The following is a 12,362-nucleotide window of genomic DNA, read 5'->3' on the forward strand; positions in this document are numbered from 1 at the left end:
CCCCGTCCTGCTCGTCAGCGCCCGTCGTCGCGGGCCGTCCCCTGGGCGCCCGACCTGGACGCGCCGGGGGCCATGATCGCAGCGGCGGGCAGGGGCAAGGCAAATCCCCAGGCCCGGGACGGCATGACCTCGGCCGCGCCCGCCCGGACCTCGGGCGGCTCCCGACCTGGTCGCCCGTCCTGCGGCGGGGCGCCGCGCGACGCCCGCGAGCTACTGCGCGGGATCGGTCGGTGCCTCGCCCGGGTCCGTCGGGTCGGACTCCGTCGGGTCCGGGTCCGGGTCCGTCTCGCCCGGGTCGGTCTCGCCCGGGTCCGGGTCCGCCGGGGGCGTGGTGGTCGTCTCGTCCGTCGGTTCCGTCGACGGCGTGGCGGTCGGCGAGCCCTCGTCCGGGGGCGTGGTCGTGGACGACGGCGGACGCGACGTCGGCTTCGACGTCGCCGAGCCGGTCGAGGTCGAGGCGGACGACGTGGGCGACGTGGTCGGTTCGTCGTCGCGGGCGGGCGACGACGTCGGCGAGGTCGACGGCCCGTCCGCCTCCGCGTCGTCGTCCGTCGAGGCGGTCGGCGAGGGTTCGCCCGACGGTGTGGCCGAGGCTCCCTCGGAGGGCGTGGGTCCGGTGCCCGGGGTGCCGTCACCGCGCGGGGTCGCCGACGGCGTCGCCACGGGCGACGTCGCGCCGCCGGGCACCGTCCCCACGGTGGTCGCGCCCGGCGAGGTGCCGGGGTCCGGGGCCGCGGGGGCCGCGTCGCCGGTGCCGAGCGCGATCGCGACGGCCGCGACCGCGACGCACGCGACCGTGCCCGCGACGATCAGCCAGCTCTGCCGACGGGCCGGCCGGGGCGCGCGCGCCGCCGCGTCCGCCGCGCCCTGCGCCACGGTGGCCGCGACCGCGGACGGGCACCATCCGCCCGCGAGCAGCCGGGGCCCGGCGTCGCGCGCCGCCCAGGCGGGATCGCGCACGTCGACGTACGCGCGCAGGCACCCGGCGCAGTCGAGCAGGTGGTCCTCGAGCTCCGCCTCCTGACCGGCGGGCAGGCGGCGGTGGACGAGGTCGAGGACGGCGGCCCGTGTGTCGGCGCAGCCCGGCGGGCAGCCCCGCGCGTGCGCGTCCGCGAGCGCCGTCGCGAGGGCCTGCTCGGCCGGCGGGAGGAGCCGCGCCACCGTGCGGGGGTGCGTGCCGAGCGCGGACGCGACGGTGGACACCTCCTGCCGCTGCACGTGCGTGGCCCACAGCAGCCGCTGGTCGTCGGGCGCGAGGCCCGCGAGCGCGGCGCGCAGCACCTCCGGGTCCGCGGAGCCGGCGGCCCCGGGCGCCCCGCCGCGCCCTGCCGCCGCGGACGCGACCCGCATCCGGCGGATCGCGTCGTCGACGTAACCCGCGCGCGCCGGCGCGTCGTCGCCGCCCGTCTCGGTCACGGTGCCCCCGTCCCTGGGTCCGAACGGCGCGCCGACGGCGCGCTCGCGGGCCACATGATGGCAGCGCGCCCCAGGGTCGCGGCAAGTCCCCGTCCAGCCGGGTCTCAGGTGGCGGGACGACGGCACCCCGGCAGCGGGCGGCCCTGGGGCGGCGCCCGGGGAGGCGCTGGTCGTCGAGGACTCGTCGCGCGGCCTGGCCTCGGCGGTCGCGGCGGGGATCGACTGTGCCGTCGTCCACCACGGCTTCACGGCCGCGCAGGACTTCACGACCGCTACCCACCGGATCCGCACCCTCGCGGAGCTGCCGGCCCTCGTGCTCGACGGCGCGTGACGGCGCCGGCCGTGGCCGCCCCCGGGGAGCGGGCGGCCACGACCGGGTCCGCTGCGGCGACGGCGGTCAGGACCGCGCGGTCGCGAGCGCCTCGACGTGGCCGCGGCCGGCCAGCCCCATGAGGCGGTCGAGGGCGCGGCGGGCGTCGGCGCGGTCGTCCTCCTGGGCCTCGAGCACCAGGGAGTAGAGGTCCTTGGGGTCCTCCGGCTCCGCGACGAGGTCCAGGTGCTGCAGCAGGCCGGCGGGGACGTCGTCGCGCACGAACCGCAGCGCGGTCCAGTCCTCGACGGCGAAGCCGACGGAGTCGAAGACCGTCACGGTGGTGTCGTCCGGGGTGCGCCGGTCGCCCGCGTGGCGCGCGAACGCGTCGCCCGGGCCTCCGGTGGCGGGGGCGCCCCGCCGTCCGTCGCGCCGGCCGGCGACGACCTCCCACAGCTCGGTGACGACGAGGTCCGGCGTCTGCTGGATCTCGCCCTCGACGCGGGTCTGCGGCTCGTACTCGACGAACACCTCGGCGGCGCGCAGGATCGCCGGGTCGAGCTCCGTCTTGCCGGGGCAGTCACCACCGATCGCGTTGACGTGCACGCCCGGTCGGGCGAGGCGGAACACCATGTCGTGCGTGAGCACGGTCGCGTTGGCCTTGTCGGCGGTGCAGGTGGTGATGACGTCGGCGCCCGTGACGGCGTCCTCGCCGCTGGTCGCCTCGTGCACCTCGAAGCCGAGGGCCCGCGCGTGCCGGGCGAGCTTGGCCTGCGCGCCCGGGTCGGTGTCCCAGACGCGCAGGTGCGTGATGCCGAGCGCCGCCCGCATGCCCAGTGCCTGGAACTCCGACTGCGAGCCCGCGCCGATCAGGGCGAGGGTCCGCGAGCCCGCGCGCGCCAGGTACCGGGCGGCGAGGGCGGACGTCGCCGCCGTCCGCAGCGCGGTGAGCAGCGTCATCTCGGCGAGGAAGGTGGGGTAGCCGTTGCGCACGTCGGCGAGGACGCCGAACGCGGTCACGGTCTGGAAGCCGCGGGCCGGGTTGCGGGGGTGGCCGTTGACGAACTTGAAGCCGTACGTGACGTCGTCGGACGTCGGCATGAGCTCGATGACGCCGTCGCGGGAGTGCGACGCGATACGCGGCCGCTTGTCGAGGTCGGGCCAGCGGGCGAAGTCGGCCTCCAGGGCGTCCACGAGGCGTCCGATGACCACCTCCGGGCCGCGGTGCGCCACCCAGCGCGCCATGGACGCGACGTCGAGGAACGGGACCCCGTTCGTGGGCAGGCTCGTCGGCTCGGTCATGCGTGGGCCTCCTTGCTGGTGGGGACGTCGGTGCCGGTCGTGGGTGCGGGGCGGAGCTCGAGGGTGCAGCACTTCACGGAGCCGCCGCCCTTGAGCAGCTCGGACAGGTCGATGCCGACGGGCTCGAAGCCGCGCTCGCGCAGGCGGGCGTGCATGCCGGTGGCGCGGTCGGTGAGGAACACGTGCCGCCCGTCGGAGACGGCGTTGAGGCCGAGCACCGCCGCGTCCTCCGGGGTCGCGAGGATCGCGTCGGGGTAGCGCTCGGCGAGCACGGCCTGCGAGGCGGGGCTGAACGCCTCCGGCAGGTACGCGACCAGCGGCGAGGGGCCGCCGTCGAGCACCGTGAGCGCCGTGTCGAGGTGGTAGTAGCGGGGGTCCACGAGCTCGAGGGTCACGACCTCGACGCCGAGCAGCGCGGCGACCTCGGCGTGCGCGGCGCGGGAGGTGCGGAAGCCGGTGCCCGCGAGCATGACGTCGCCGGCGAGCAGCAGGTCGCCCTCGCCCTCGTTCTGCTCGGCGGCCTGGCCGAGGCTGACGATGCCGTCGCCCGCGCCGGCGAACCAGTTCGAGTACGCGGTCCCCTCCGGCCGCCGCTCCGGGTAGGTGAAGCGCGCGGCGAGGGCGCGCCCGCCGAGCACGACGCCGCCGTTCGCGGCGTACACCATGTCGGGCAGCCCGGGCACCGGGTCGATCACCTCGACGTGGTGGCCGTGGGCCTCGTAGGTGGCGCGCAGGTGCTCCCACTGCGCGAGGGCGCGGCCGGCGTCGACCGGCACGCCGAGGTCCATCCACGGGTTGATCTCGTAGACCACGTCGAAGTAGGTGGGCGGGCACATGAGGAAGCGGCGCGGGGTGGCCGTCCGCTCCGGGGCGCGCTCGCTGCGCGCGGGCTGGGGAACCGTGGCCGACGTCGTCGTCGGCGTGGTGAGGGCCGTCATGACCGGGACGCTAGGGCCGCGGACGTTGCGCTCCACGCGCGATCCGTTGCGCGTTCCGGGGTCCGACCCGGCGGATCGTGCGCGACGGTGGAAGAGATCGGGCATGGTGGCGGCATGGAGACGCGCGTGGAGACCGCATGGACGCGGTGAACCGGAGGATCGTCGGGCACCTGCTGCGGGACGGGCGCGCGACCTACGCCGACATCGGCGCCGACGTCGGGCTGTCCGCGCCGGCGGTGAAGCGCCGGGTGGACGTCATGCTGGCGCGCGGCGAGATCACCGGCTTCACGGTGCGGGTCGCGCCGGAGGAGCTGGGCTGGGGCGTCGAGGCGTACGTGGAGCTGTTCTGCCGCGGCAACGTCTCCCCCGCCACGCTGCGCCGCGACCTGGCGACCATCCCCGAGATCGTCCGTGTCGACACGGTCACCGGCGAGGCCGACGCGATGGTGCAGATCATGGCCGGCAACATGGCCGACGTGGAGCGCACCGTGGAGGCCATCCGCGCCAGCGCCCGCGTGGACAAGACGCGCACGTCGCTGGTCATGACACGCGTCATCGACCGGCCCGCCCGCTCCTCCTCGGCGGAGGGGGCGTGACGTGCGCTCCCTGCGGGTGGGACTGGTCGCGGGGGTCGGCCTCGTCGTCGCGGCGGCCGCCTGCACCTCCCCCGGCGACGACGCCGCACCGCTGCCGAGCGGCGTCGCGCAGGGGCTGAGCGCCGAGCTGCGCCAGGACCGCACCCAGTACGCCGACCGCGCGGCGAAGCTGCACGTCGTCAACGGCTCCGACCGCACGGTGACCCTGCTCGGCGGCACCCTCGACGCGCCGGGCTACGGCCCGAGCAGCCCGGACGGGCCGGCACGCGCCCGTGAGATCCCACCCGGCGTGGGACGCGACGTCCGCCTGCGGCTCGGGGAGGTCGACTGCGGCACCGCGGCGCCGGCGACCCTCACCGGCGCGGAAGCCCAACGGACGCCGGTCGCGACGGCGACGGTGCTCGTCGCGGACGGGGAGGCGGCCGGGAGCACCCCGGCGGGGACCGCGGTCGAGGTGGAGGTCGTCGACCCGCTGGGCCGCCTCGCCGCCGTGCACGCGGAGACGTGCGCGGAGCGCCTCGTCGCCTCCGGCGTCACCCTGCGCGTCACCGACGTGCGGGCCGGGCGGGTGCCCGCGCCCGACGGCGACGTCCCCGGCGGCCGCATCATCCTCGCCGTCGAGCCCGTCCCCGGCGGCCCCGACGTGCGGCTCACGGAGATCTCCGGGACCACGCTGCTCTCCCCCGCCGCCGGCGACGCCTGGACGGGCGACGACCTCCCCGGTGAGACCGCCGGCGCCGGCCACGTGGTGCTCGACGTCGTGCCGGCGCGCTGCGACCCGCACGTCGTGGCGGAGGACAAGCGCGGCACTTTCCTGCCCGTGCACGCCGAGGTCGACGGGGTGCGGCAGCCGGAGATCTACGTGCCCATGACGGACGAGCAGCGCGCCGCCGTCTACGACCTCGTGCACGACGCCTGCGGCTGGGGCTGACCCGCGGAGCGGGTGAAATCGGCGCCGACCTTCCCCTTATTGAGGCAACCTCAGTAGTCTCCCTCCAGACCCGTCGACGACGACGGGCCACGGCCCCGCGCCGTGCCACCTCCCGCGTCGACGAGGACGCGGTCCGGAGTGAGGCCCGATGAACCCCACCGCCCCCGTCCCCCGCCGACCCCGCGGCCACGCCGCCTCCACGGTCACCGCCATCACGGCGCTCGCCCTCGCGGCGCTCGTCGCGCTCGTGGTGCTCGTGCTCCTCGACGGCAAGGTCGCCGACGGCGCCACCCGCCTCGACGCCGGAGCCACCGCCGTCCGCGACGGCGCGGCCGAGCTGTCCGACGGCAGCGGCCGCCTCGCCGAGGGCGCCGGCACGCTCGCCGATGGCGCGGCCGACCTGTCCGACGGCACCGCCCGCCTCGTCGACGGCACCGACGACCTCACGGCCGGGACCGCCGAGCTCTCCTCCGGCGCCGCCGAGCTGTCCGAGGGCCTGAACGACCGCCTGAGCCCCGGCGCCACCCGCGCCTCCGCAGGGATCGTCGAGCTGCACGACGGCACCGTCCTGCTCCGTGACGGCGGCGCCGAGCTCGCGGACGGCACCTCGCAGCTGCACGACGGCAGCGCCGCCCTCGCCGAGGGGGCCGCCCGGGCCGACGCCGGTGCCGGCAAGCTCGCCGACGGCGCCCGGCCGACGGCAGACGGCGCCGCCGCCGTCGCCGGCGGCGTGTTCGCGCTCCGGGACGGCAACCACGTCGTCGCCGACGGCCTCGGCGTCCTGAGCACCGGCACCGGTCTCCTCGCCGATGGCTCGTCCGACCTGGCCGACGGCGCCGCGTCGCTGAAGTCGGGCGCGGCGCAGGTGTCCGCCGGTCTCGACCGGCTCGTGACCTCGGGCGGACAGCTCGCCGCCGGGGCCGACCAGGCCGCGCAGGGAGCGGCCACGGTCGCCGAGGCCGCGCACACCGTCGCCGACGGAGCCCAGGGGGTCTCCGACGGCAGCGCCAAGGTCGCCGACTCCGTGTCCACGCTCGCGAACGGCGCCGGCGCGGCGGCGGCCGGCGCCGTCCAGGCAGGCGAGTCCGGCGCTGCCCTCACCGACGGGCTCGCCGCGGTCTCGGCGGGGGCCACCGACGTCGCGGCCGGCACGGCGCACCTCGACTCGGAGCTCGCGGCGCTCGCCGCGGCGACCGAAGACCCGGCGACCAAGGAGAAGCTCCAGGCCCTCGCCAGTCAGGCCCAGCAGCTCAAGGAGGGGGCGGCCGCCGTCGCCGCCGGAGCGACGAAGAGCCACTCAGGGGCCCAGAAGCTGACCGCCGGGCTGCGGGGCACGGACGACCAGGCCGGCCTCGTGCAGGGGACGGCCGCCGTCGCGAACGGCGCGGACACGCTCCACGCACGGCTGACCGCCGAGGACGGGCTCGTCGCCGGCGCCTCGGCTCTTGCCGCCGGGACCACCACGCTCAGCGCCGGTGCTGACGGCCTCGCCGCGGGCACCGCCACGGTCCGCGGCGGGGTGGCGGCGGTGCTCGCCGGCGGCTCGACCCTGCAGGACGGAGCACGGAAGGTCGCCCAGGGCAACGCGGATCTCGCCACGGGTGCGTCGACGCTCGCGACCCGGATGGGCGAGGCCGACGCGGGGGCTCGCGCGCTCGCGGACGGCACGGCGACGCTGGCCGCCGGCTCCGACGAGGTGGCCGCCGGCTCCCTCACCGTCGCCGGCGCGACCGACCTCGTGGCCTCTGGCGCCGAGAAGCTCGCCCGCAAGACGCCGGACCTCGTTGCGGGCAGCGCGCGCCTCACCACCAAGCTGGCCGACGCGGAGGCGGGCGCGTGGCACCTCACGACCAAGCTGGGCGACGCGGAGGCCGGTGCGCAGAAGCTCGTGGTCGGGCTGGACGAGCTGGCGACAGGGGCCACCGACGCGGCGACCGGCTCCGAGCGGCTGCGCGAGGGCAGCGAGCGGCTCGACAAGGGCGCGGCGGAGCTCGCCACGGGCTCCGCCGAACTCTCCGCCGGGGCGGGGCGGCTGCTGGGCGGCGCGACGGAGCTCGCGGGCGGCAGCACCGAGCTCGCGTCCGGCGCCGGCGAGCTGGCGGCAGGGACGGTCGAGCTGGCGGACGGCACCACGACGATGCGCACCCAGATGGAGTCCAGCCCCGCGGACCCGGCGGCGCTCGCGGGCGGGTTGCTGCTGGCGCTCGGCCTGCTGGGCGGGGTCGCGGCGCTGACGCTGCACCTGCGTCGGCGCTGACCCACCCCGGAACAGACGGACGGCCCGGTTCGAGAGATCGAACCGGGCCGTCCGCGTCCTGTGTCAACCGCGGCGTGTCAGCCGCGGCCGGGCTTGCCGCTCGCGGTGACCTGGATCGTCGTCGTCGCGGACGCGGCCTCGGTGGCGGCGTCGCCGGAGTAGCGCACCTCGACCTCCACGGTGCCCTTGGCGAACGGCCCGACGACGAGCGTCGCGGAGCCGTCGGCCAGGTCGGCGGCGTCGAGCACGCGGCCGCCGACGACGGCCTCGACGGTGCCCGTCGGGGTGGCGCCGTCGGACGTGACGGTCACGTCCAGCTCGGCGCGGCCCTTCTTGTGCTTGATCACGTCGGGGCCGTCCACCGTGACGGTCGCGACAGACTTCGCCACCTCGATCGGCACGGTCACCTCGGTGCCCGTCGCCGCGCCCGTGAGGGTCAGCGACGTGGCGCCGGTCGGGGCGTCGGCGGGGAGCTCGACGGAGACCGCGGCGGTGCCGATCGTGTCGTCCGGCGTGGTGCCCGCCACGGTGGTGACGGCGGCCGTGCCCAGCACCTGGTCGCCGAGGGACACGGTGAGCTCCGGGTCGGTGACGTCGCCGGGGGCCGACATCGACCAGGACGACACGTCGAAGGCGACGGTCGCGCCCGGCGTGTACGCCTCGGGGGCGTCGGCCGGGAAGGAGACGCCGACGGCGCGCTGGCTCGGGTCGACGGCGAGCGGGCCGTCGGCCGTGTGCGTCGCCATGTAGTCGACGAACGCCGCGAGGTCGGCCTTGCCCGTGTCGCGCGCGTTCGCGCCGTCCGCGAAGGCGCGGAAGTTGTCACCGCCCGAGGCGAGGAACGAGTTCACCGTGACGGAGTACGACGCCGCCGGGTCGATCGGCTCGCCGTCCAGCCACATGCCGGTGATGCGGTCGCCCTCGGGGCGGTTCGCGTCGAACGTGGAGGCGAAGCCCTCGGAGACGCCGAGGCGCAGGAACGGACGCGTCGGCACGTTCCCGTCCTTGTCGCGCTGCCACTGCTGCTCGAGGACCGTCTTGAGCTGCGCGCCCGTGAGGTCCATGTTGACGAGCGTGTTGGCGAACGGCTGCACGGCCGCCGCCTGCTTGTAGGTGAGCGTGCGCGGGAAGGCGCCCGTGCCGCTGCCGACCATGTCGTCCCGCAGGCCGCCCGGGTTCATGAACGCGATCTGCGCCGAGCCCGACTCGGGAGCCTGCGTGGCCCAGCGCTGCACCTCGGCGACGAGGTTGCCCAGCGTGGACTCCCCGCCACGGTTCTCCCCGCCGGAGGACAGCCTGGCGCGGTTGAACGCCCCGCCGATCTGGCCCAGCGGCTCGGCACCGAGCACGTCGGCCTGCTTGACCGCGTCGGACACGATCGACGTGACGGCCGGGTCGGCCGGGTACTGGCCCGCCAGCGGCAGGATCCCCGTCTCGACGCCGACCGGCTCGCCCGTCGCGGCGTCCACCGAGTAGGTGAGCTGGTTGAGGTTGTAGCCGTACTGCCCCGCGGAGACGACCGGGCGCTCCGTCACCGCTTCCCCGGCCCACTCGTCCACCGGGAACCGGCAGTCGTAGGCGAGGTGCGTGTGCCCGGAGACGATGGCGTCGACGTCAGGGCTGACGTCGTTGACGATCTTCGCGAACGCGTCGCCCGCCGTCGGCATCGCGGCGCAGTCCGTGGACTTCGCACCCTCGTGCACCAGCATGACGACGAGGTCGGCGCCCTCGGCCTTGAGCGCGTCGGCCTCCGCGTTCACGGAGCCGACGACGCCGCGCACGTCGACGTCCGCGATGCCGGCCGGGCTGACGAGGGCCTCCAGCTCCTCGGTGACCGCGCCGACGAAGCCGACCTGCACGTCGCCGAAGTCCTTGATCCACGTGGCGGGGACGGCGTCGTCGCCGGTCGCCTTCATCTTGAGGTTGGCGGCCACGTACTGCCACTGCGCGCCGCCGTACGGGTTGGTCTCGGCGTCGTAGGGCGCCATCACCCGGTTCACCAGGTCGTCGTAGCCCTGGTCGAGCTCGTGGTTGCCGACCGCCGACACGTCGAGGCCCGCGGCGTTGAGGGCGTCGATCGTGGGCTTGTCGTGCTGGATGAACGACTCGAACGTGGACGCGCCGATGAGGTCGCCGGCCGCCGCGAAGACGGTGTTCGGGTTCTCGGCGCGCAGCTGCTGCACCGCGCCGGCCAGCACCGCGGCGCCGGCCTCGGTGCCGTTCGCCTGGATGCGGCCGTGGAAGTCGTTGGTGGCGAGGATCTGGACGTCGACGATCGGGTCGGCGCTGGCCGACACGGCGCCGGCGGTCGTGATCCCCGCGAAGGCGAGGGTCACGCACGCGACGCCGGCGGTCCGCCGGCGTGCGAGGGGACGGACGAAGGACATGGGTGCTCCCTGATCTGAGGAGATACCTGTGAGGAGATATCAGGGGCACCGTAGCGACGTCTCACGACGCCGGCGTGGCGTACGGGGTAACGATCAGGAAACCGTCGCCTCGTCGTCGGCCCGGGTCTCGACCGGCTCTGCCGACGACGGTGCCGACGACGGCGCCGCGGGCTCGCTCAGGTGGCCCGTGCGGCGCAGCCACCACTCGGCGAGCAGCGTCGTCAGGGGCGGGACGGCGGCCGCGAGCGCCACCAGCGTGCGGAACCAGCCCCAGCGCAGCCGCACCGCGGCGACCAGGGCGACCACGACGTACGCCACGAACGCGGCGCCGTGCAGGCGGCCGAACAGCCAGACGCCCGCCTCCGTCGTCTCGGTGACGTACTTGAGGAACATGCCGACCAGCAGGCCCGCCCAGGTGAACGCCTCGATCACGGCGACGACGGCGAAGACGCGGCCCACGGCGGACAGCGGCGGGCGGGGGGACGTGGGCGTCGTGGGCATGCGGACCTCTCGGCGGTGCGGGACGGCGGTGCGCCCAGTCTGCCCGACGCGCGCCGTCGTCCCGCCCGAGGAGGTGACAGCCCGTCGGCTCGGGGTCGGGTCAGCCGAGGGGGCCGAGGGCGGCGCGGCGGTCGGTGCCGGACAGGGCGGCGGCGAGCGCGGGCTCGTCGAGCGCGTCCACCAGCCGCTTCTCCTCGTACCGGAAGTGCGTCTCCATGACCGCGTCGATGCCGTCCAGGTGCCGGTCGAGCGTGGCCGCGTCCGCGCCGGCGTCCACCGCGCGGGTCAGCTCGCCGAGCAGGTGGTCGAGCGTGCGGTGGTCGCGCTGCAGCTCGGCGACGACGCCGGCCAGGTCGGGTCGCAGCTCGAGGAGCGCGGTGAAGACGCTGACGTCCTCGCCGCGGTGGTGGCCCTCCAGCGCCTGGCAGAACCCGTGGCAGTAGAGGCCGAGCATCCGGCGGGGGTCGGCGGCGGCCGGGGCGGGGCCGGCGTCGTCGGCGGGATCGACGGCGGTGTCGACGGCCTCCCGTGCGACCTCCAGCGCGTCGCGGAGGCGGGCGTGGACGGCGAGCAGCTCCTGGCCCCACGCGACGAGGCGGGCGGCGTCGGGGGTGCCGGGCCGATCGGTGGGCGGTGTGTTGGTCTCTCGGTTCAGGTCGGTCACGATGCGCCCGAACCTAGCAGCGGCCCGGCAGCGAGGCGGGCGGCGTGACGGCGCGGGTACGGTGGCGGCCGTGCCCGACTCCCCCACCGCGCCCGACGGCGTCCCGCTGATCGGCGCGCCCGACGCCGACCTGCTGCACGTCATGAGCCTCAACGTCCGCTGCGCCATCGACGACACGGTGCCCGGCAGCCCGGACCACTGGCCCGACCGCGCGCCGCTCGTCGCCGAGCTGCTGGGCCGGGAGCGGCCCACGCTGCTCGGGGTCCAGGAGGCACGGTTCGCGCAGCTCGCCGCGGTGACCGCCGCCCTCGGGGACGGCTATCGCGCGGTGGGGCACGGGCGTGAGGGTGGCGCCGCCGGGGAGCACGCGGCGATCGTCTACGACGCGCGACGCCTGACGCTGCTGTGGTGGGACCAGTACTGGTTGTCCGACACGCCCCGGCTGGCGGGCTCGACGTGGGACCACGTCTACCCGCGCGTCGTGACGTCGGCCCGGTTCCGCGACGAGCGCACCGGCCATGAGCTGCTGCACGTGAACTCCCACCTGGACCACCAGTCCGCCGACGCGCGGGAGCGCGGCGCCCGCGTCGTGCTCGACGAGATCGCGCGAGCCGGGCTGCCGGCGGTGTTCACGGCCGACACGAACGCCCCGGCGGGGGCCTCCGCCCCGTACGACGTGCTCGTCACCGACGGCGGGCTGCTCGACACGTGGCGCGCGGCGGCCGAGCGGCTGACGCCGGAGGTCGGCACGTTCCCGGACTACGCCGACCCCGTGCCCCGCGGCGAGCGCATCGACTGGATCCTGGCGACCGCCGGCACCGACGTGCGCGCCGCCGGCATCAACACGTGGCGGCGCGACGGTCGTTGGCCCAGCGACCACACCCCGGTGCAGGCGCTGCTCCGCCTCCCGACCGCCTGAGCATTCCGGAGGGCCGAGCGCTCGGGGCGGCAGCTTCAGCTCGGGGCGGCAGCTCGAACTGCCGCCCCGGGCCGAGAGTGCCGCGCTCGGCGGTCGCCGCCGGGCGGGATCCGGACGGCGACGTCCGACGCCGTCGTGCGA

General features: G+C 76.3%; 10 protein-coding genes. 4 read left to right on the forward strand and 6 right to left on the reverse strand.

Annotated features, from left to right (window positions below; genetic code table 11):
- Window positions 1–210: 210 nt before the first annotated feature.
- The 3 genes from ACQP60_RS08060 to ddaH form a co-directional block, all read right to left on the reverse strand.
- Window positions 211–1,416, reverse strand: coding sequence for a hypothetical protein (locus ACQP60_RS08060; protein WP_429730445.1), 1,206 nt, complete (start codon window positions 1,414–1,416; stop codon window positions 211–213).
- A gap of 397 nt (window positions 1,417–1,813) precedes the next feature.
- The gene (locus tag ACQP60_RS08065; protein WP_429730448.1) at window positions 1,814–3,028 is read right to left on the reverse strand and encodes an ornithine cyclodeaminase; all 1,215 of its coding nucleotides are present in this window, start codon (window positions 3,026–3,028) and stop codon (window positions 1,814–1,816) included.
- Window positions 3,025–3,966, reverse strand: a complete 942-nt coding sequence (ddaH, locus tag ACQP60_RS08070; RefSeq protein ID WP_429730452.1) for a dimethylargininase — start codon at window positions 3,964–3,966, stop codon at window positions 3,025–3,027. The genes ACQP60_RS08065 and ddaH overlap by 4 nt, the downstream gene beginning before the upstream one ends.
- 137 nt (window positions 3,967–4,103) lie before the next feature.
- On the opposite strand from ddaH, the gene ACQP60_RS08075 reads away from it, so the two are divergent.
- The 3 genes from ACQP60_RS08075 (at window position 4,104) to ACQP60_RS08085 (ending at window position 7,750) form a co-directional block, all read left to right on the forward strand.
- Window positions 4,104–4,562 carry an Lrp/AsnC family transcriptional regulator gene (locus tag ACQP60_RS08075; RefSeq protein WP_429730455.1) on the forward strand — a complete coding sequence of 153 codons (459 nt, stop codon included), beginning with the start codon at window positions 4,104–4,106 and terminating at the stop codon, window positions 4,560–4,562.
- Between the two features lies 1 nt (window position 4,563).
- Window positions 4,564–5,493, forward strand: coding sequence for a hypothetical protein (locus ACQP60_RS08080; protein ID WP_429730457.1), 930 nt, complete (start codon window positions 4,564–4,566; stop codon window positions 5,491–5,493).
- Window positions 5,494–5,641: 148 nt separating this feature from the next.
- Entirely contained in the window at window positions 5,642–7,750 is a 2,109-nt protein-coding gene (locus ACQP60_RS08085) for a hypothetical protein (protein ID WP_429730460.1), read from the forward strand.
- A 77-nt stretch (window positions 7,751–7,827) separates the two neighbouring features.
- Here the strand turns inward: ACQP60_RS08085 and ACQP60_RS08090 are convergent, their stop codons facing one another.
- The 3 genes from ACQP60_RS08090 to ACQP60_RS08100 all read right to left on the reverse strand — a co-directional run bounded on the left by ACQP60_RS08090 (window position 7,828) and on the right by ACQP60_RS08100 (window position 11,302).
- Complete coding sequence (locus tag ACQP60_RS08090) at window positions 7,828–10,137, reverse strand: 5'-nucleotidase C-terminal domain-containing protein (protein ID WP_429730462.1); 2,310 nt, start codon at window positions 10,135–10,137, stop codon at window positions 7,828–7,830.
- Between the two features lie 93 nt (window positions 10,138–10,230).
- A complete protein-coding gene (locus tag ACQP60_RS08095) occupies window positions 10,231–10,638 on the reverse strand; it encodes a DUF3817 domain-containing protein (RefSeq protein WP_429730465.1) in 408 nt (135 codons plus the stop codon).
- Between the two features lie 100 nt (window positions 10,639–10,738).
- Window positions 10,739–11,302, reverse strand: a complete 564-nt coding sequence (locus tag ACQP60_RS08100; protein WP_429730467.1) for a hemerythrin domain-containing protein — start codon at window positions 11,300–11,302, stop codon at window positions 10,739–10,741.
- Between the two features lie 70 nt (window positions 11,303–11,372).
- Here ACQP60_RS08100 and ACQP60_RS08105 point away from each other — a divergent pair, with 70 nt between their 5' ends.
- The gene (locus ACQP60_RS08105) at window positions 11,373–12,221 is read left to right on the forward strand and encodes an endonuclease/exonuclease/phosphatase family protein (protein ID WP_429730470.1); all 849 of its coding nucleotides are present in this window, start codon (window positions 11,373–11,375) and stop codon (window positions 12,219–12,221) included.
- Window positions 12,222–12,362: the final 141 nt, after the last annotated feature.

It is taken from the genome of Isoptericola variabilis, assembly GCF_050311655.1.
Lineage (GTDB): Bacteria > Actinomycetota > Actinomycetes > Actinomycetales > Cellulomonadaceae > Isoptericola > Isoptericola variabilis.